Annotated in this window: 16 protein-coding genes; 4 read left to right on the top strand and 12 right to left on the bottom strand. The window is 71.5% G+C overall.

Going from position 1 to position 19,450, the window contains the following annotated elements:
* Window positions 1-141: 141 nt before the first annotated feature.
* Window positions 142-1,596 (bottom strand): xylulokinase, encoded by a 1,455-nt coding sequence (gene xylB / locus B1H55_RS01130; RefSeq protein ID WP_073451481.1) that lies wholly within the window; start codon window positions 1,594-1,596, stop codon window positions 142-144.
* Window positions 1,597-1,853: 257 nt separating this feature from the next.
* Here xylB and B1H55_RS01125 point away from each other — a divergent pair, with 257 nt between their 5' ends.
* Window positions 1,854-2,606 carry an L-ribulose-5-phosphate 4-epimerase gene (locus tag B1H55_RS01125; protein WP_096519399.1) on the top strand — a complete coding sequence of 251 codons (753 nt, stop codon included), beginning with the start codon at window positions 1,854-1,856 and terminating at the stop codon, window positions 2,604-2,606.
* A gap of 185 nt (window positions 2,607-2,791) precedes the next feature.
* Here the strand turns inward: B1H55_RS01125 and B1H55_RS01120 are convergent, their stop codons facing one another.
* From B1H55_RS01120 to B1H55_RS01100, 5 genes are all read right to left on the bottom strand, one after another.
* Window positions 2,792-4,192, bottom strand: coding sequence for an MFS transporter (locus B1H55_RS01120; protein ID WP_073451600.1), 1,401 nt, complete (start codon window positions 4,190-4,192; stop codon window positions 2,792-2,794).
* A 95-nt stretch (window positions 4,193-4,287) separates the two neighbouring features.
* Window positions 4,288-5,235 carry a sugar kinase gene (locus tag B1H55_RS01115; protein ID WP_073451483.1) on the bottom strand — a complete coding sequence of 316 codons (948 nt, stop codon included), beginning with the start codon at window positions 5,233-5,235 and terminating at the stop codon, window positions 4,288-4,290.
* Window positions 5,236-5,380: 145 nt separating this feature from the next.
* Window positions 5,381-6,340 carry an L-ribulose-5-phosphate 3-epimerase gene (locus B1H55_RS01110; RefSeq protein WP_231952786.1) on the bottom strand — a complete coding sequence of 320 codons (960 nt, stop codon included), beginning with the start codon at window positions 6,338-6,340 and terminating at the stop codon, window positions 5,381-5,383.
* Window positions 6,337-6,996: a 3-dehydro-L-gulonate-6-phosphate decarboxylase gene (locus B1H55_RS01105; protein ID WP_073451484.1), complete on the bottom strand. Its 660-nt coding sequence runs from the start codon at window positions 6,994-6,996 to the stop codon at window positions 6,337-6,339. The genes B1H55_RS01110 and B1H55_RS01105 overlap by 4 nt, the downstream gene beginning before the upstream one ends.
* 15 nt (window positions 6,997-7,011) lie before the next feature.
* The gene (locus tag B1H55_RS01100; protein ID WP_073451485.1) at window positions 7,012-8,004 is read right to left on the bottom strand and encodes a phosphotriesterase family protein; all 993 of its coding nucleotides are present in this window, start codon (window positions 8,002-8,004) and stop codon (window positions 7,012-7,014) included.
* Between the two features lie 201 nt (window positions 8,005-8,205).
* Between B1H55_RS01100 and B1H55_RS01095 the strand changes: the two genes are divergently transcribed.
* Entirely contained in the window at window positions 8,206-9,180 is a 975-nt protein-coding gene (locus tag B1H55_RS01095; protein ID WP_073451486.1) for a sugar-binding transcriptional regulator, read from the top strand.
* Between the two features lie 155 nt (window positions 9,181-9,335).
* Here B1H55_RS01095 and B1H55_RS01090 read toward each other — a convergent pair whose 3' ends face one another.
* From B1H55_RS01090 to B1H55_RS01075, 4 genes are read right to left on the bottom strand one after another with little or no spacing between them, the layout of a single operon-like run.
* Complete coding sequence (locus B1H55_RS01090; RefSeq protein ID WP_073451487.1) at window positions 9,336-10,088, bottom strand: iron ABC transporter ATP-binding protein; 753 nt, start codon at window positions 10,086-10,088, stop codon at window positions 9,336-9,338.
* 22 nt (window positions 10,089-10,110) lie between these two features.
* Complete coding sequence (locus B1H55_RS01085) at window positions 10,111-11,127, bottom strand: iron chelate uptake ABC transporter family permease subunit (RefSeq protein WP_077240493.1); 1,017 nt, start codon at window positions 11,125-11,127, stop codon at window positions 10,111-10,113.
* Window positions 11,124-12,104, bottom strand: coding sequence for an ABC transporter permease (locus B1H55_RS01080; protein WP_231952981.1), 981 nt, complete (start codon window positions 12,102-12,104; stop codon window positions 11,124-11,126). Before B1H55_RS01080 ends, B1H55_RS01085 begins: the two co-directional genes overlap by 4 nt.
* Window positions 12,105-12,113: 9 nt before the next feature.
* Window positions 12,114-13,169, bottom strand: a complete 1,056-nt coding sequence (locus tag B1H55_RS01075) for a siderophore ABC transporter substrate-binding protein (protein ID WP_231952785.1) — start codon at window positions 13,167-13,169, stop codon at window positions 12,114-12,116.
* Between the two features lie 207 nt (window positions 13,170-13,376).
* Here B1H55_RS01075 and radA point away from each other — a divergent pair, with 207 nt between their 5' ends.
* Window positions 13,377-14,789: a DNA repair protein RadA gene (gene radA, locus B1H55_RS01070; RefSeq protein ID WP_080461523.1), complete on the top strand. Its 1,413-nt coding sequence runs from the start codon at window positions 13,377-13,379 to the stop codon at window positions 14,787-14,789.
* A 184-nt stretch (window positions 14,790-14,973) separates the two neighbouring features.
* The gene (gene disA / locus B1H55_RS01065; RefSeq protein ID WP_073451491.1) at window positions 14,974-16,035 is read left to right on the top strand and encodes a DNA integrity scanning diadenylate cyclase DisA; all 1,062 of its coding nucleotides are present in this window, start codon (window positions 14,974-14,976) and stop codon (window positions 16,033-16,035) included.
* A gap of 136 nt (window positions 16,036-16,171) precedes the next feature.
* On the opposite strand, the gene B1H55_RS12090 is transcribed toward disA, so the two are convergent.
* Window positions 16,172-17,572 (bottom strand): hypothetical protein, encoded by a 1,401-nt coding sequence (locus B1H55_RS12090; RefSeq protein ID WP_143222400.1) that lies wholly within the window; start codon window positions 17,570-17,572, stop codon window positions 16,172-16,174.
* Window positions 17,573-18,256: 684 nt separating this feature from the next.
* On the bottom strand, window positions 18,257-19,285 hold the full coding sequence (locus B1H55_RS01055) for an HhH-GPD family protein (RefSeq protein ID WP_420866431.1): 1,029 nt from the start codon (window positions 19,283-19,285) through the stop codon (window positions 18,257-18,259).
* Between the last annotated feature and the right edge of the window lie 165 nt (window positions 19,286-19,450).

The raw sequence follows: 19,450 nt of genomic DNA, 5'->3' as shown, positions 1-19,450 counted from the left end.
GGATTCAGCGCCGCACGGGGCGGAGGCGGGCGCGCGGCCCGCGGCTTCAGCCGACGGCGATCATCAGATGTCCCGGAGGATCGATGCCCCGGCGCCCGCCCACGTCCCGCCCTCGCCGGGCGCTGGCGGCCTCCGACTTTCCTACCCTCGTTCCAGGAGTTGTGCTGTGTTGTTGTAGGCGGCGCGGATGTGAGGTTGAGGGGTGGCGGTGAGGCGCTCGGTGGTGGTGGGGGCCCATGCGGGGGGCTCGTCGGTGCCGGCGAGGGTCCAGGCAGCTTGTCTGGCGGCTCCGTTGGCGACGTACTCGTCGGGGGCGGGGGCGTTGACCGGCAGGCCCAGGATGGCGGGGGCCAGGGCCTTGGCGCAGGCCGATTTGGCCCCGCCGCCGGTGAGCGTGACCTCGGTGATGTCCACGCCCTGGGCGCGCACGGCGTCCAGGGCGGCGCCCATGAGGCACAAAAGGCCCTCCACCGCGGCGCGCGCGTAGTTGGCCGGGGTGAGGTTGGCCAGGGTCATGCCGGCCAGGATCCCCGTGGCGTCGGGCAGGTTGGGGGTGCGCTCGCCCTCGAGGTAGGGCACGTGGACCAGCCCCCCGGCCCCGGGGGCGGCTGACAGGGCCAGGGAGTCGAACTCCTGGTAGGACACGCCCAGGACCGTCTTGGCGGCGTCCAGCACCCGGGCGCCGTTGAGGGTGCACGCCAGCGGCAGGAACGCTCCGGTGGCGTCGGCGAAGCCCGTGACCAGGCCCGTGGGGTCGTGGGTGGGGGTGGTCGATACCGCGGCCACGACACCGCTGGTGCCCAAGGACAGGCAGGTCTGCCCGGGGCGCAGGCCCAGGCCCAGGGCCGCCCCGGCGTTGTCCCCGCATCCCGGGCCCAGCACCAGGTGGGACAGGCCGCGGCCCGCGGCATCCGCCCCGCCGGCGCCCGCGGCCTCGTTGGGGCCGGCCACGCGCGGCAGGACGATGTCCTCGACCCCCTCCTGGCTGCGGCGCAGGGCCATGGCCAGCAGATCGCGCCGGTAGGTGTTGGACACGCAATCGAAGTAGCCCGTCCCCGAGGCGTCGGAGCGGTCCGTGACCAGGTCCTCCAAGCGCCCGGTGCCCCGCAGACGCCAGGTCAGCCAGTCATGGGGCAGGCAGATGGCGGCGATGCGGGCGGCCGCCTCGGGCTCGTTGTCGGCCACCCAGCGCAGCTTGGTGATGGTCAGCGAGGCCACCGGCGCACTGCCCACCGCGGCGGCCCACGCGGCGCGCCCGGCGGCCCGGTCGCCGCCGCCCAACTCGCTGATCAGTTCGCCCGCCGCGCCGGCGCTGCGGGTGTCATTCCACAGCAGGGCCGGGCGGATCACCTCACCACCGGCGTCGAGCAGCACCATGCCGTGCTGCTGACCGCCCACGCTCAGGGCCGCCACGTCATCGAGCCCCCCAACGGCGTCGACGGCCTGTCCCAGGGCCCGCCACCACCGATCAGGATGAACCTCAGTGCCATCGGGATGCGAAGCCCGCCCCTGACGCACCAGAGCACCGGTAACCAAATCCCGAACAACGATCTTGCACGACTGCGTCGACGAATCAACACCAGCGGCCAAAGTCATGGAGCCTTCTCCCTTGAAACGGTGGGGCTGCGCGGCGAGCGCGTCACTGCGCCTGTCGGGGATCGCGCGGACCTGCACCGATGTGCGCGCAGCCCAGTGAGATCCCCTTCTCACCAGTGTGACAATCGGGAGCCGTCAGGGAAACCACCGAATCAGCATGTGAGCGGACTCGCGAACCCCGACCGGGCCATCACCGGGCGACTGCATCTCGCCTCGGCCCACCAGTTATCTCAGTGAGGAGAACCACCATGCCGACAATGCCATCAAACACGCCCTCAGGCCACCGGATCATCCTGGCCGAGCTGGATGAGGAGCTGCGCTCCGCCGTCGCCGTCACCCGTGAGAGGGTCGCCGCCCTGCATGCCGAGCTGCCCCGATGGGGCCTCGTGGTGTGGACGGCTGGGAACGTCTCCGAGAGGGTGGTCGTGGATCGCGGCGACGGGCCGGAGAAGACGGACCTGTTCGTCATCAAGCCCTCGGGCGTCACCTACGACCAGCTCTCACCCGAGACGATGGTCGTGTGCACCCTGGACGGGGCCAAGATCGACGACGGCACGCCCGCCTCGCTCGCGCCGTCGTCGGACACGGCCGCGCACGCCTACGTCTACCGGCACATGGAGCGCGTGGGCGGGGTGGTGCACACGCACTCGACATACGCGACGGCGTGGGCGGCCAGGCGCGAGCCGATCCCCTGCGTGCTGACGATGATGGCCGATGAGTTCGGCGGCGAGATCCCGGTGGGTCCCTTCGCGCTCATCGGGGACGACTCGATCGGCCGGGGCATCGTCGAGACGCTGTCGGGGTCTCGCTCACCCGCGGTGCTCATGGCCAACCACGGGCCGTTCACCATCGGCGCCGACGCTCGGGCGGCGGTCAAGGCCGCGGCGATGTGCGAGGAGGTGGCGCGCACAGTGCACATCGCGCGCGATGGGGGCACCCCGGTCCCGATCGACCAGGCGGCCATCGACAGCCTCAACGACCGCTACCAGAACGTCTACGGCCAGCACTGATCGGCACAGATCGACACAGATCGGCACAGATCGGCACAGATCGGCACAGATCGGCACAGATCGCGCAGGCCCATCACCTCTCCCTATAACCGAGACCGGTCGATAACGTCATCGAGACCGGCCCACTGTGGCAGTGGGCCGGTCTCGATGACGTTATCGACCGGTCTCGGCGAAGAGCGGAGGGGTCAGATGTCGTCGAGGGAGGCGCCCTTGGTCTCGGTGGCGAACATGTAGGTCACCCCGCCGAGCACGAGCAGCACGGCGAAGATGAGGAAGGGCACGAAGACGACGTCGGTGCTGGTGGGCTTGTCCCCACCGATGAGGGCTCCCACGAGGTAGGGCCCCGCCACTTTCGCGATCGCACCGATCCCATAGCCGAGCCCCAGGCCGGTGGAGCGCGCGGAGGTCGGGAACTGCTCGCCGCCGAAGGCGTTGAGGATCCCGAAGGCGCCGTCGCCGAAGGTCATGATGATGAGAATCCCGATGAAGAACACCCAGCCGGCACTCCCGGCGCTGCTCGCGGCGCCGTCGTCGCCGACCATCCTCGTGGACAGCGCCGCGATGAGCGCGCCGATGCCGCCGATGATGCCGCAGCCGAGCATAGTCAGGCGCCGTCCGATGCGGTCGGAGATCCAGGCCGAGCCCAGGCGCCCCAGGAGGTCGCCGAGCGAGACGAGGATGAACAGCGTCGCCACCATGCCGCCGTCGAACTTGAAGGACTGCCCGAGCAGCGTCTGCCCCCAGGACTGCACGGTGAACGAGCCCAGGATGAAGCAGAAGGAGCCCAGCGAAACCACGAGCAGCTGGCGCGGGTACCGCGTCAGGATGGTGGAGTAGGCCACCGAGCTCTCCTGAGGGATCTCCGGCAGGGCGGCCACCTGCTCCACGGGGATCTCCATCGCCCAGGCGTAGGCCTCCCGCGCCTCGGCCTCACGGCCGTGCGTCTGGTAGAAGCGCGGCGACTCGGGCACCACTCGCGTCCAGGCGAGCAGGACGATGGGGATGCAGCCCACCGCGATGAGGCCGCGCCAGCCCAGCGCGTCCCCGAAGTACTTCGTCACCAGGCTGCCCAGCAGGATGCCTCCCGGGATGAACACGCTCGTCAGGCCGGACAGGAGCCCGCGCTGCTTGGCGGGGACGAACTCCTGGACGTAGGGCACGGAGGTGATATTGAGGCCGCCGACGCCGAATCCCACGCCGGTGCGCAGGACAGCCAGAAGAATCCAGCCGTTGACGGGAGTGAGCGCCGAGGCCGCCGTGAAGACGACGAGCACGACGATGCACCAGATGAAGGCCTGCTTGCGGCCGATCCTGTCCGCCAGGCGCCCCCAGATGATCGAGCCGAGGACCGTTCCCAGGCCCGCTCCGGCCAGGATGATGCCGGACTGCATCCCCGTCAGGCTCCAGCCCGGGGCGCTGGAGAGCATGTTGATGATGAAGCCGATGAGGAACATGTCGAAGAACTCCGACACGTTGCCGACGATGGCCATCGAGATGAGGGACTTCTGATGGCCGGTGAGGCGATGGTTGTCGATCTGCTCCGCGGCGGTGGCCCCGCGCGGAGGGGTGAGAGTCGATGCGCTCATCATTGAACCTATCTGTACCTTGCTGAACCAATGTGTGTGGGCCGGGCCGCCGGGGCCGGGAGGGCAGAAGGCCGCCCGCCCGGCCCCGGGCCGCCTCAGCGGACGATGTCGGAGCCGCCCAGCAGGGCGAGCTCGCCGGGACGCACATGTGTGAGGTCGCCGTGGTGGGTGAGGGCCAGTTGGGCGACCCGTGTGCCCATCCCGATGCCGGCGACCACGTCGCCGTCGAGCCAGCCGTGGAGGGTGCCGGCCACGAAGGAGTCCCCCGCCCCCGGGCGGTCGACGACGGTGACGGACTTGATGTCGAAGACCCTCTCGCCGCCCTCGGATGAGAGGTAGGTGCCGGCGCGCCCATCAGTGGAGACCACGGTGGGCACGCCCATGGCCTCGCGCAGGTTGCGGCACGCCTCGACGCCCTCGCCGTCGACGCCGAAGACGATGCGGGCGTCGGTGCGCGAGCAGAAGAGGATCGATGACATCCTGGCGATGGGCTCGAGGACCTCGCGCGCCTGCTCCCCGCTCCACAGCAGGGACCGGAAGTTGACGTCGAGGGCGATGTCGACGCCGCGCTCGCGGGCGGCGTCGGCGAAGTAGCGCACGACGCCGGCGGTCTCGGGGGTGAGCGCCGCCGTGATGCCGGTGAGGAAGACGACGCGGGTGTCCAGCAGGGACTCCCAGTCGAAGTCGGCGGGAGTGATGGAGCGGAAGGGCGTGTGCTGCCGGTCGTAGGTGACCTTCCCGGGCAGGGGGAACTCCCCGGGCTCGAGGAAGTACAGCGCCACCCGTCCCTCCTCGGTGAGCACCACATGGCTCATATCGACGCCGACGGCGGAGTACTCCAGGGCGATGCGATCGGCGAGCTCCCCCTTGGGCAGCTTGGATGCCCATGTGGTCGACCGTCCGAGCTCGGAGAGCAGGCCGGCCACATTGGCCTCCGAGCCGGCGGCGGTCATGCGCAGGGTGCGGGCGGTGACGAGCCGGTCGCCCCGCTCGCAGGTGAGGCGGATCTGCCCCTCACCGATGGTGGATAGGTCATAGGTCATGGCGAACTCCTTCGTTCTCCGGGCTGGGCCGGGTCCGGCCCGAGTGGTGCGGTGGTACGGATCGTGCGAGTGGTGGGGTCGTGCGGCGCTGGCCGCGTGCGGGCAGGGACTGGTGGAGTGGTACCGGGCCGGTTGGCCCGGAGGATCAGGGGGCCTCGGGCCCCACGATGGCGATGCCCGCCGCGCGGGCCCGCTCCTCGATGAAGGCCCGGGCGGCCACGCATCTGGCAACGGAGTCGGGGGCGTCGTCGTTCCACATCTCGATCATGAGGCGCCCGGCCCAGCCCTGGTCGGCCAGGAGGGAGAAGGAGAGGTCCCAGTCGACGATCCCGGCGCCCATCTCGACGCGGCGCGGCTCCCCTCGGCGCACGTCCTTGGCGTGCATGGCCACCATGTGGCCGCGCCCTGCGGGGACCTCGATGCGCGGGTCGAGACCCTGCTCGGCGATGTTGCCGAGGTCCGGGTAGACCTGGAGGAAGGGGGAGTCGATCTCCTCAACGAGCTCCATGGCGCGGGTGATGGAGGTGACGCCGACGCCGTCGACGTTCTCGATGCCCATGACCACCCCGAGCCGGGCGGCCAGGGGGACGGAGTCGGTGAGGAGCTCGGCGTACCAACGCGCCGAGTCCGGCCCGGGCTCCTCGTAGAAGCAGTAGTAGCCGGCGATCTGGAGGACCGGGGCTCCCACCTCGTGGCAGGCGCGCAGACCCTGGGCCATGACCTCGCGGGCGCGACGGCGCGTGGCGGGGTCCGCGGAGCCCGGCGCGATGCGCCGGTGGACGGACAGGCAGATCCCGCCGATCATCACCCCGGCGTCCTCGGCGGCGCGGCGCACGGCGCGCCACTGCTCCCGGGACCAGTCCAGGCGGGCTTCCCTCTCGGGGGACTCATCGATGGACAGGTCCAGGAAGGAGAACCCGCCCTGCGCCACCTGGGCGAGGAAGTCCCGCCACTGCGGGGGCGCGACGGGGGCGGGGCCGCGCAGGGCCTTCTCGTAGATCCCCAGGCTGAGGCCGTTGGCCAGGGGATCGTCGGGCGGGGGCGGGCCGGCAGGTCGCGCGGCACTGGCCGGGGGCGCCGACGGCGCCAGGAGGCTCGCGCTCATGGCCACACCTCCCCGATGGCCCGCTTGAGCTCGGCCGCTGCGGCGGCGGGGTCGGCGGCGGCCACGATGGAGCGCCCGGCGATGACGATGCCGACCGGGTGGCCGGCGAAAGTCGGCAGGTCAGCAGGAGTGACCCCGCCGGTGATCGTCACGGTGAATCCCATGCCTGCGAGCTCGTCGATGCGCCCCAGGTCCTCGGGCTTCCAGGACAGGTCCCCGGCGGCCTCGCGGTCCCGGGAGCGCTTGACGATGACGTGCTGGACCCCGGCCCGGCGCCAGGCGCGAGCGCGGTCGGCGTCGTACCACTCGTCGGCGAGCTCGACCTGGACCTCGCCGTCGAATTCGGCGGCGACGGCGCAGACCTGCGCGATCGTGGCCATGGAGGCCCCCGCGACGCAGCTGACCAGTGAGGCCCCCGCCTCGAAGGCCATGCGGGCGATCTTGGAGCCGGCCTCGGCGATGCGCACGTCGGCGAGGATCTCCTTGTCCGGGAAGAGGGCCCGCACGGCCCTCACGGCATGGAATCCCTCGGCGAGGACGAGGATGGTGCCGCACTCGATGACGTCGACATGGGGGGCCGCCTTCTGAAGCGGCCCGAGCGCGCTGGCCAGGTCGAAGGTGTCCAGGGCGATCTGCAGCCTGGGCTCTGGTGCCATGATCCTCTCCCCCGTTCAGCCGGCGAGGGGCTCGAAGGCGAAGAAGGTCGCCGCGTTGTTCACCAGGAGGTCCTGGACGTAGGCGGGATCGACCCCTTCGTCGTCGATGAGGCGCGGGCAGAAGACGGCCGGGTCGTAGTCGATGCCGGAGACCGAGCCGTAGGCCTTCTGATAGGAGGCCTTGCCGGAGTCGGTGCCCAGCAGGATCTGCTTGCCGTAGCCCTTGTCCCCCAGGGTCTTGATGAGGTTGACGCGGGCGTTGTCCGGCACGTACTTGATGCGATTGGTGCCGTCGAGCTCCACGTAGGCGCCGAGGGACGTGATCTGCTCGTGCACCCAGGGGTCCCAGTTGCGCTGGATGTGGCCGATGGCGATCTTCTCGGGCGCCACGCCGTGGTCGACGAGGAAGCGCGCCTGCTCGGGGCCGCAGGTGCCGGCGGTGACGTGGGTGTTGATGGGGGCGCCGGTCTCCTTGGAGGCGATGGCGACGGCTTGGCCGGTCTTGACCTCCCAGTCGGTGATCCTGCCGTAGGCGGTGGCCCACTTGATGACGCCGGCGCGGATGTCTGTGCGCTTGACGAGCGGCCCCATGTAGTCGTTGGCGTCGACGCCCTCGACGATGTCGGCGATGAGCAGGTCGGCGATCTCGGTGACGGTGTACTGGTTGACCCAGGACTGGCGCCACTCGAGGTAGACCTTCTGCTGGTGGAAGCCGGTGGCCTGGATGACCTGGAGATCGGGGACGCGGTCGACGACGTCGCGCAGTTTGAGGACGCCGCGCCCCGAGGAGGCGGGGCACATGTCCACGATGGTGCCGGAGGTGGCGAAGCGCTTGGAGGCGGCCACGAAGGATGTGGCCTCCTCGACGGCCTTGTCCTCGTCGATGAGGAGGTGGTCGGGGTCGATGTAGACCTCGCCGGCGCCGACGCGGATGAGGTGGTCGTGGGCGTTGACGACGCCGAGGGTGGAGGCTTCGACGTCGCCGTGGATGGTGCGGACGATGCTCATGCGGGTTCTCCTTCGAACGGACCGCGCCCGATGCGCGGCCGGCATGAATGAACCTAGGAGTCGACCAGTGGGGACCGAATCAGGGCGGTGAACATAAGTTCACAACCTCCGATGCACTCTCCGACCGGCGGTTCCTAGAATCGCAGCACGGGCCTCGGAAATGCCGCCCGCTCGCACCCCTGATGAGTCGAGGAGGAACAGATGTGCGCCGCTGCTAGTCGATCCCGACTGTCCCTGCTGCTCGATGTCGCCCGCCTGTACTGGGAGGACGGGCTCGACCAGGCGGCGGTCGCCTCCCGCCTGGGCTACTCGCGCCCCACGGTCTCCCGAATGCTCGCCGAGGCCCGGCGCGAGGGGGTCGTCACGATCACGGTCTCCCATCCGATCGAGCGCCTCATAGGGCTCGAGGAGGAGCTGGCTCGGGTCTTCGACCTCAAGCAGGCCCGGGTCTGCGAGGCGCGGCCCGCGGGCGAGCAGGGCGTCAGCGCGGAGCTTGCACGCTCGGCCGGGCAGCTCCTGCTGGAGCACGTGGGACGGCGCTGCGTCGTCGCCGTGTCCAATGGGCGCGCGGTCGGGGCGGTGGCGCACCACCTGCCGGAGCAGATCTGGCCGGACTCGATGGTGGTGGCGATGGTGGGCAGCGCGGGCGAGTCCTTCAACCTGGAGGACGGCCCCAACATCTCCCGCTCCATGGCCCTGCGCCTGGGCGGGCACTACCGCAATCTCACCGTGCCGCTCGTCTTCGACTCCCTGGCCATGGCCACGGGCATGCGACAGGAGGAGCAGGTCTCGACGACGATCGAGCTCGCCGCCCGTTCGGACGCGGCGCTGACCGGAATCGGCGCCGTCGGCGATGGGCTGGGGGTCAGCCCACTGCTTCGGCGGTGGATGACGCCGGAGGTGATCGCCGAGTGCCGGGCCAAGGGTGTCGTCGCCCACATCTGCGGGCACCACCTCGACGCCGAGGGCCGCCATGTGCATACCGCGATCTGCGAGCGCACGCTGTGCCTGGGCCTGGAGCGCCTGGCGGATATCCCACTGGTCATCGGGGTCGCGGCCGGAGCCGATAAGACGACGGCGATCCTGGCGGCCCTGCGCAGCGGCTACCTCTCCGCGCTGGCCACCGACGAGCCCACCGCCCGCGCCGTTCTCGCGCTGGAGGCCGCGAGGCGCTGAGCCCCGACGCCGACCGGTGCGATTCGCACCCACTGGAGCGGGCAGCCCGCACCTCTCGGCGCAGCCCGCACCTCTCGGTGCGAACGGCACCGCTCGGGGCACGAGGCGCCGGTCGGCGAGAGGAGCGCAGCCCGGCCCCTTTCCGCTTCCGCGCCTCAGAAGCAGGCGAGGGGGCCGTGGGGGCCCTCGATGACCGTGATGTCGGTGCCGAAGACCTCGGAGAGGACTGCGGGGTCCATGACCTCGGCCGGGGTGCCGAAGAAGGCGACGCCGCCGTCCTTGATGGCGCAGATGCGGTCCGCGTAGCGGGCGGCGATGTTGATGTCGTGCAGGACGATGAGGATCGTGCGGCCGAGCTCCGTGGCGGCGTGGCGCAGGTGCGTCATCATCTCCACGCTGTGGGCGATGTCGAGGTTGTTGAGGGGCTCGTCGAGCAGGACGTACTCGGTCTCCTGGGTGAGGACCATCGCCACGTAGGCGCGCTGGCGCTGGCCGCCGGAGAGCTGGTCGAGGTGGCGGGACTCCAGGTCCGCCAGGCCGAGGAAGTCGATGTAGCGGCTGATGACGCGCTCGTCGTCGGCCGTCAAGCGCCCATGGCTGTGGGGGAAGCGTCCGAAGCCCACGAGCTGGCGCACGGTGAGGCGGGAGATGAAGTGGTTCTCCTGGCGCAGGATGGACAGGATCCTGGCCAGCTCGGCGGACCTCGTGGTGGTCACGTCCTTGCCGGCCACGGTGATGGCGCCCTCGTCGATGCCCAGCAGTCGTCCGATCATCGTCAGGAGCGTGGACTTGCCGGCGCCGTTGGGGCCGATGAAGGCGGTCATCCCGCCTGCGGGTATCTCCAGGCTCACCGGCCCGATGGAGACCTCGGAGGAGTAGACCTTGCGGACATCGGACAGGTCGATCATGGCGTCTCCTTCAGCCGGGGGCTCATAGCCGCCCCCGGCGCAGTAGGACGATGAGGAAGAGGGCCCCGCCGACGAACTCGATGATGATGGATACGACCCCCTGGGCGGAGAAGACGTTCCTCATGAGAAAGTACGCACCGCACAGGGTGAGCATGGCCAGGCTGACGGCCATGGGGAAGACGTAGCGGTGGTCGTAGGTGGGCGAGAGCTGGTAGGCGAGGGTGGCCACGAGGAAGCCGAGGAAGGTCATGGGGCCGACGAGGGCGGTCGAGGTGGCCATGAGCACGGAGATGAGCACGAGGACGGTCAGGGAGATCCTGGCGTGGCCGACCCCCAGGCTCGTCGTCGTGTCGCGCCCCAGGGAGAGGACGTTGAGGCGCTTGGACAGGGCGTAGAGGACGATCGCCGCCCCCAGGATGAGGGGGATCGCCACCGGGTAGTAGTCGGGGTCGGCGTTGTTGACGGAGCCGAAGAGGCGAGCGGTGAGGACGTCGAACTCGCTGGGGGTGAGCAGGCGCTGCATGAAGGTGGACAGGCTCCCCAGGCCCGCTCCGATGATGATGCCCACCAGGAGCATGGGGTAGAGGCCCTTGACCGAGCCCAGGAGCAGCCAGGAGTAGAGCAGGAGACTGAGCCCGATCATGAGGGCCAGTTGGAGCAGGAACATGCTCGTGGTGCGGGCGGCGTTGAGGCCCGCGACGCCGAACAGGAAGATCGTCGTGGTGTGGATCGCCCGGTAGAGCGATTCGAATCCGAGGATCGAGGGGGTCAGGATCCGGTTCCCGGTGACGGTCTGGAAGGAGACGGTGGCCATGGCCTGGCACAGTGCGACCACCGCCATGGCGATGACCGCGTCCATGCGGCGGTCGACGATCCTCCAGAAACCGCGCGAGCCGACGACGGCGGGATTCCCGTAGAGGACGAGGCCGACGACGCAGGTGGCGGCGAGCGCGGTGATGCCGAGGAAGAGGAGCCACCAGCGGCGCCTGTCGGCCCGCGAGGCGAAGGCGCCGGAGCGCCGCTCTTCGGTCGCGCTCATACGGTCCCCCTCCTCACCTGGCCGATGATGAGGCCGATGAAGACCGCGGCGCCGACGAGCCCGAGGATGACGGCCACCGGCACTTCGAAGGGGGCGATGATCGTGCGCGCCACGAGGTCGCACACGGTGACGATGCCGACGCCCAGCAGGCAGACCCAGGGGAGGTTGGAGCGCAGGTCATCGCCGCGCCGCATGGACACGATATTGGGCACGATGAGGCCCAGGAAGGGCAGGGAGCCGACGACGACCGTCACCACCCCCGTGGCGATCGCGATGAGGCCGGTGCCGATCATGACGGCGCGCCGGTAGTCCAGGCCGATCGTCGTCGCCACGTCCTCCCCCAGTCCCGCCGCTGTGAGCCGGTCGGCGTAGACGAAAACGGCGAGCACGACGGCGAGCACGATCCACAGCACCTCGTACTGGCCGCGGTAGACCGAGGTGAAGGAGCCCTGGAACCAGACCCCCAGGGACTGCAGGGCGTCGGCCTCGAGGGCGATGAAGGTGGACACGGCGCTGACCACCGCGCCGAGCATGATGCCCACGATGGGCACGAGCAGGGAGGAGCGCAGGCTGATGCGGCGCAGGATGAGGAAGAAGATCATCGTGCCGGCGAAGGCCGCCGTCACCGCCCCGACCATGCGCGTGAGCACCGTGGCGCTCGGCAGGAGGATCATGACCGCCAGGAGTCCCAGCCCCGCCCACTCCGTGGTGCCCGTGGTGGTGGGCTCCACGAAGCGGTTCTGGGTCAGGGCCTGCATGACGAGTCCCGACATGGCCATGGCGGCGCCCGAGAGCACGAGGGCGATCGTGCGCGGGACGCGCACGTCCAGGAACAGCCGGGCTCCGTCAGCCCCGCTGAGGATGGAGTACTCGCCGGCGGCCAGGCTCGCGGCGAGCAGGGCGAGGATGACGACGAGGCCGATGAGCTGGCTGCGCCCGAGCAGGGGCGGGCGGGTCCTCCGATCGGCGCCCGGTATCGGCGCCACTCAGGAGGCCTTGCCGGAGAAGGCGTCGGCCATGGAGGTGACGATCTCGGTGTAGGTGATGATCGACTCGTTGGTGTAGGTGTCCGCGGGGGCGTAGACGATCTGCCCCTTGCTCACCGCGGTGACGCTCTGCAGCGCGGCATTGCCGGCGATGACGTCCTTGGCCGGGACGTAGGAGGGGTCGTCCGCCTTGATCGCCGCGTCGCGGTCGAGGACGAGGATCCAGTCGGGGTTGGCCTCCGCGATGGCCTCCACGGAGATGTCGTCCCCCTGGTGGTCATCGGTGGAGCCCTCGACCTGGAGGGCGGGGGTCAGTCCCAGCAGATCGAAGAGCGGGCCCCAGGTGCGCCCCTTGCCGGGGGCGACGTACCCGATATTGCCCCCGGAGACGTTGACGGCCATGACCTTGTGGGAGGCGTCGTAAGCGCCCTTGGCCCTCTCGATGGCGGAGCCGAGGTCGGCGATGAGCTTGTCCGCCTCGGCGGTCTTGTTGAAGATCTGCCCGAGCGCTGTCACCTCGCGGCCGAGCTCGGCGTCGATGGGCTGGCCCTCGCGGGGCTCGAGGTCGATGACGGCGGCCTCGGGGTTGTCCTGGACGATGCGGTCGTAGTGCTGGGTGAAGCGCTGGCCGATGATGATGAGGTCGGGCGCGGTGGCGATGAGGGCGTCGAAGTCGGGCTCGCGGTGGTTGCCGAGGTCGACGACGCCGTCGCCGGAGTAGGCGGTGATGGTCGATGGGATGATCTTCTTGGGCACTGCCGCGAGTGCGACGCCCCAGTCGGCGAGGACCTCGAAGGTTCGGTTGTCGGTGGAGACGACGGTCGCGGGCGGCAGGTTGATCGTCACCGCGCCGTGGTTGTCCTCGATGCTGACCGACGTGGGGGCCGCCGAGGCGGAGCCGTCCGCGGCGGTGGCGCCTCCGTCGGCCTGCGAGCCGCCCTCCTTCTTGGAGCCGCAGGCGGCCAGGGCGGCCGCCAGGGAGAGCGCGCCGGCGCCGGCGAGGGCGCCACGGCGGGTGAGGGGGAGCGGTGCGAGCAGGTGTCGGCGAGGGGCCACGGGAGATCCTTATCGACGGAGGGCGGAGGCCAGCGGTGCGCGGCAGGGAAATAATGCCTGAAAGAACCCTGTTCAGAAAGGTGAGCCTTACCTCCATGCAAGTATTGTGACGGGGATTGACTGAACTATTCCTCCCGTGCTCGGGCCTCGTCCCGCCTCCCCGAGGCGCCCGTCATTCGTGTCAGGGCCCCTCGATACTCTCGGAGCATGCCGAGCAACACCGCATCCCTCACCAAGGCGCCCAAGCCCTCCTACCGCTGCTCCGAGTGCGGCTGGTCGAGCCCCAAATGGCTGGGCCAGTGCAGGGAGTGCCGCGCCTGGGGGACCCTGGAGGAGGTCACCGGCGCCGGGGGCCCGGGGGCTGCCCGAGCGGTGCCCGCAGCGCGCCCCGCCTCCCCCGCCCGCCCCATCGGGCAGGTGAGCGCGGAGGAGGCCCGGGCCCGCCCCACCGGGGTCGGCGAGCTGGATCGGGTGCTGGGCGGCGGCATCGTGCCGGGGGCCGTGGTGCTCCTCGCGGGGGAGCCGGGCGTCGGCAAGTCCACCCTCCTGCTCGATGTCGCGGCCAAGGCGGCCGCCGTCGCCCGGAAGCGGGGCGAGGGCCCCGTCCTGTACGTCACCGGTGAGGAGTCCGCCTCCCAGGTGCGCCTGCGCGCCGAGCGCATCGAGGCCATCGACGACGCCCTGCTCCTCGCCGCGGAGACGGAGCTGGGCGCGCTGCTGGGCCATGTGGAGGACGCCTCCCCCTCGCTGCTCGTCGTCGACTCGGTGCAGACCATCGCCTCGGCGGCCGTCGAGGGATCGGCGGGCGGGGTGACGCAGGTGCGGGCCGTGGCCGGCGCGCTCATCGCGGTGGCCAAGGGGCGCGGCATCCCCGTGCTGCTCGTGGGGCATGTGACGAAGGACGGCGGGATCGCCGGACCCCGCGTCCTGGAGCACCTGGTCGACGTCGTCGCCCAGTTCGAGGGCGACCGCCACGCCCGCCTACGGCTCCTGCGGGCGGCGAAGAACCGCTACGGGCCCACTGATGAGGTCGGCTGCTTCGACCTCGGCGAACGGGGCATCGTGGGGCTGGCCGATCCCTCCGGGCTCTTCCTGTCGGCCGCCCGATCCGAGGTGCCGGGCACCTGCGCCACCGTCACCCTGGAGGAGCGCCGGCCCATGCCCGTGGAGATCCAGGCCCTCGTGGCCGGGGCGGGGGCCGGGTCGCCTCGCCGCACCACGTCCGGAGTGGACCACGCCCGTGTCGCCATGGGCTTGGCCGTGCTGGCCGCCCGGCTCAAGGTGGACACGTCCAGCTCGGATGTCTACGTCTCCACCGTCGGCGGGGCGCGCGCCGTCGAGCCGGCAACGGATCTGGCGGTGGCGATCGCCATCGTCTCCGCCGCCCAGGGCCTGCCCACGCCGCCGGGGCTCGTGGCTTTCGGGGAGGTGGGGCTGACCGGGGAGGTGAGGGCCACCGTCGGCATCCAGCGGCGCCTGGCGGAGGCGGCGCGCCTCGGCTTCGACCGCGCGCTCGTCCCCCTGGCCGGCTCCGAGGAGCTGCGGGAGGTCCCCGGCATGCGGGTGCTGCCGGTGAGCCATGTGGGCGAGGCCATCGGCGCGGCGCTCCCCCATCGCTGAGGCCGGCCCACCCGCGCAGGGCGGCGAGGAGCGGCGATGATCCCGGAAGACAACAACTCGGCGTCGGAACCCGTGGTCTTCAACACCTTGCCGGGGCGGGCCCCCGACCCGCCACTACGATGGCGGAGGATCAGCCACGACGGCGCCACTCATCCGTTGAGCGAGCACCAGACCAGGAGCACTGATGAGCGATACGAGCAGTCTCATGCGTGAGACCCTCTCCCTCGTCGCCCCCGGCACCGAGCTGCGCGCCGGCCTGGAGCGCATCCTGCGCGGCCGCACCGGCGCGATCATCGTCATCGGCTACGACGAGACGGTTGAGGAGATCTCCTCGGGCGGCTTCCAGATCGACGCAGAGCTCTCCGCCGCCCGGCTGCGCGAGCTGTCGAAGATGGATGGCGCGGTCGTCATCGACTCCACCGCCACCCGCATCCGCCGCGCCAATGTCCAGCTCCTGCCCAGTGCTTCGATCGAGACCTCGGAGGCGGGCATGCGCCACCGGACCGCCGAGCGCGTGGCCCGCCAGACCGGGTACCCGGTGATCTCGGTGAGCCAGTCGATGCAGATCATCTCCTTGTACATCGACGGCAAGCGCCGCGTCATCGAGCCCAGCGAATCGATCCTGGCCCGCGCCAACCAGGCCCTGGCCACCCTCGAGCGCTACACAACGCGCCTGTCCCAGACCACCTCCGGGCTCAACACCCTGGAGATCGAGGACATCGTCTCCGTCCGCGACGTCACCAGCGTCCTCCAACTGCTCGAGATGGTGCGGCGCATCGCCTCGGATATCGAGGGCTACGTCCTCGAACTGGGCACCGACGGCCGCCTGCTCGACCTGCAGCTCGAGGAACTCACGCGCGGCCTCATGGCCGAGCGCGATTTCCTCCTGGCGGACTACCTGCCCGACGGCCTCGAGGTCGCCACGGTGGACGCGCGCCTGAAGTGGGTGGGCTCACCCGCCCTGCTCGACCTGGCCATGGTGGCCCGCTCCATGAGCCTGGGGGGTCCTGATGGCCAGGACCTCGACGCCGCCATCTCCCCGCGCGGCCTGCGCCTGCTGTCCAAGATCCCGCGGCTGCCGCTGGTAGCGATCCGGGCCGTCGTGGACCACTGGGGGTCCCTGCAGGGCATCCTCGGGGCGTCGAGTGAGGAGATCGAGGCCGTCGAGGGGATCGGGCCGCGCCGCGCCCGCACTCTGCGCGACGGCTTGAGCCGCCTCGCCGAGGTCTCCCTCAACGAGCGCTGAGACAGTGCTGCGGGCCTCGGCCCGCGGAGTCGGCCCGGGCCGGGCCCCGGCGTCATCGGGCGCCGAGGCGCTCTCAGGCGGCACCGCCGGCAGGCCCCGCGAGCCGATTCCCCCATCCCGCGCCGCGCCAACCGCGTCACTTGACGACGAAGACCCTCTCGTCGCCGATGGCGGCGTCGCCCAGGCGCAGTTGGAACTTGTAGACGCCCGTCGTCGCGACATCCCCGTTGGACTGAGCAGGGGCCAAGGGCGAGGGCGACGCCGTCGGGGTGGCAGCGGGGTCGGTGCCGGCACTGGAATCAGCGCTGGGATCGGCGCTCGGCGAAGCGCTCGGGTCCCCGGAGGGAGTCTGCGCGGGGGTCGCGCCGGCCGACTCCGAGGCGGCGGCAGTGGCGGTCGCCGTCGGGGTGGCGGGTGCGCATGCGGTCCCACTGCGCCGCCCGTCCCAGGTGATGGTGGCGGAGGCGGAACCGCCGGGCTTGATGAGAAGCCGGCGGCTATCGGCCGACGGCGAGCATGTGTCGGAGGCCCACACGGGATTCCCCCCGGAGGTGATCGAGGCGCCCAGGGACTGGCCGCCCAGATCCAGGAGGCAGGCATCCGCGCCGTTGTTCGTCGCGGTGACCTCGATGCTCATGCCCTCGCCGGGGGCGACCTCCTCCGGGGCGCTGACCGAGACGCCGAGGCCGTCGGCCGCGCAGGCCTGCGGGGCGGGGTAGGGGGTGACCGTCTGCTCAGCCGCCTGCCGACGGTCCTGCTCGCGGATCCGGTCGCGGATCGCGTAGGCGCCCTTGACGATGCCGAAGACGAGTGCCAGCAGGAGCAGGACGACGGCGCCCAGCAGCACCAGTCGCCGCAGCCAGTAGCGGGGCTGAGGAGGCGGCGCGGGGCGCGGACTGCGGTGAGCGCGCTCGCTGCGCTGAACGCGCTGATTGTGCTGGCTGCGCTGACCGCTCTGCCCGCGCGGGCGGCGCGGGCCCTGAGTGCCTCCCGCTCCCGCCGTAGCGCTCCTGGCGGCGCGGCGGGAGCCCCCGCTGGGCCGCTGTTCGGACGGCCTCGGCGCGGAGGCGCGCGAGGACGAGGGCCTGGGGCCCTTCTGGCTCTGGGGCCGGGAGGAGACGAGGGCGGCGAGTGCTCCCCTTACGGCTCCCATGGCCCCGGCGCGGGGGTGGCGCTGGGTGCTCAGGGCATTGGCGGTGCGGTCCAATCGCCCACGACGCGATCCCTGACCGGGGGACGGGGCGGAGCCGCGGTCCTTGGAGTCCCCTGCGGCGGTGCCGGCGCGCCGGGAAGAGGCCTTCTGCCGGCGCCGGGGGTCGGGGCCGCCCCCGGTGCGCGCGTCCCCGCCGCTCCTGGCCGAGCGCGCCTGCCGGCCCGCGGAGGATCCCCTGATCCGGGACGATGAGCCGGAAGAGCGCCCGCCGGCTGATCCCCGGGCCGAGGAGCGCGCAGAGCCCGCGGGGCGCGGTCGGCCGTTCCCCCGGCCCTTGGCCGAACCGCCGCTGCTCCCACTGCCCCCTCCGCGTCCATGTGCCATGCGGCCGACTGTACCGCCCGGATCCCACCCCTCCCGCGAGCGGCCCGCCAGGCCGATGGCGTGTCCCGGGGTCCTCGCGCACCGACTGGGCGCCCCGCAACTCGCTCCACTGCGCTGGGGTCGACCGCTCGTATGCGCTTCTCAGATCATGTCCCTCGGCGTGATGCTCTTCGCTCGGTCCGTCAGGCGGGGTGGCCGTCGGTGGCGTCATCGGCGCACGGACGAGCCGGCGCACGGGAACCTCTGGATGGGTAGCGGCGCCCCCGGTCCGCCCCGAGTCGAGTCGCGTCGAGAGCAGTGCTGGGGGTCTTGGGCAGCACTTGACCGTTATGGGCAGCGGTGGGACGTTGAAAGCATCGCTCCCCGTGGTGCCCTCAACGTCCCAGCGATGCTCAAGACCTCCCAGCGCTGCCCAGGTCGTCCCTGCCGCTCCGCCCCTGGCCGTTCGGACGGCTCGAACGGCTCGAACGGACCCCGTACCGCCCGGCTTCGGCACGCTGATCTCATCGCCATCTCAACGAAAACCCAGCGTCAGTTCCATGCGGACCGCCTGGAGACGAATTCGGCTCCCCACGATGCCCGCGCGACGCTCCCATCAAGGACGCCCCCGCAGGAATCGCCGCCACGCCGCAGGACGCATCCGGTGCAGCGGGGAATGCCGGTTCTTCACCCGCCGTGCCCCGCTCACGGCAGGCGGTAGGTGGAGCCGGCATCGTCGGTGGCGATGAGGCCGTCGGCCAGGAGGCCCGCCAGGGCGCGAGCGGGTTGCCCGGGATCGGCGCTTCCCCTCCTGGCCGCGCCTGCGGCCGCGGCGAGTAGCGCCTCGGCGACGACGCCGCGCCCCTCGGGGGCCTCCCGCAGGACCGCCATGACCAGGCCCCGCGCCTGGCGGTCCGTGCCCGCCCAGGCCTGGGTCCGGCGCCTGCCCGCATGCGCGTCGGCAGGACGCCCCGCGGCCAGCCAGGCGCAGCGCCGGCGCCAGGGGCAGGCCCCGCAGTCCGGATCGCGGGCCACGCACACCAGCGCCCCCAGCTCCATGACGGCCACGGACCACTTGGCCGCCGTCGCGTCCCCGCGGGGCAGAAGTGACTCGGCGCGCTCGCGCTCGGCGCGACCCAGGTGAGGGGCGGGCAGCGCCTCCCCGCCCACGCTGCGCGCCAGGACGCGGCGTACATTCGTGTCCAGGGCCAGGGCACGGCGCCCGTGGGCGAAGGCCAGCACGGCGCCGGCCGTGTACTCCCCCACGCCGGGCAGGGCCAGGAGGCGCTCTCGCTCAGCGGGCAGCACGCCGTCGTACTCGGCGGCGACGACGCCCGCGCACTCCTTCAGGCGCAGTGCCCGGCGGGGGTAGCCCAGGCGGCCCCAGACGCGCAGGACATCGGAGGTGGGGGCGGCGGCGAGTTCGGCGGGACCCGGCCAGCGGTGCTGCCACTCCTGCCAGGCCGGGATCACGCGGGCTACCGGCGTCTGCTGGCTCATGACCTCGCTGACGAGGACCGCCCAGGGCGAAGTGCCGGGACGGCGCCAGGGCAGGTCGCGGGCATGGAGCCGGTACCACGCGATGATCTCCGAGGCGGCGTCGTCTCCCCCAGTGGCACCGGCGCGGCCAGTACCGTCGGCAGCACTGCCGGCACTGCCCGCGGGACTCCCGGTACGGCCTCGGGCCGGGGAGCCCCCGCGGCCCAGAGTGCCCGATCCGCTTGCTCCATCCACGTGCGCCTCCTGGGCCCGCATCGTAGCGGCTGGGCGGCCATGAACCGGGCACCGGAACCCGCACGACTGAGTTGCGGACGCGCCGCGGGGTTGCGGACGCGTCCCCGGGGAACGTTCACAACCACGCTGCACGTCGGCGATCACAGCGCTCGGGGTCCGGCACCG

It is taken from the genome of Actinomyces denticolens (assembly GCF_002072185.1).
GTDB lineage: Bacteria > Actinomycetota > Actinomycetes > Actinomycetales > Actinomycetaceae > Actinomyces > Actinomyces denticolens.
This window is presented reverse-complemented; position numbering and strand designations above follow the sequence as displayed.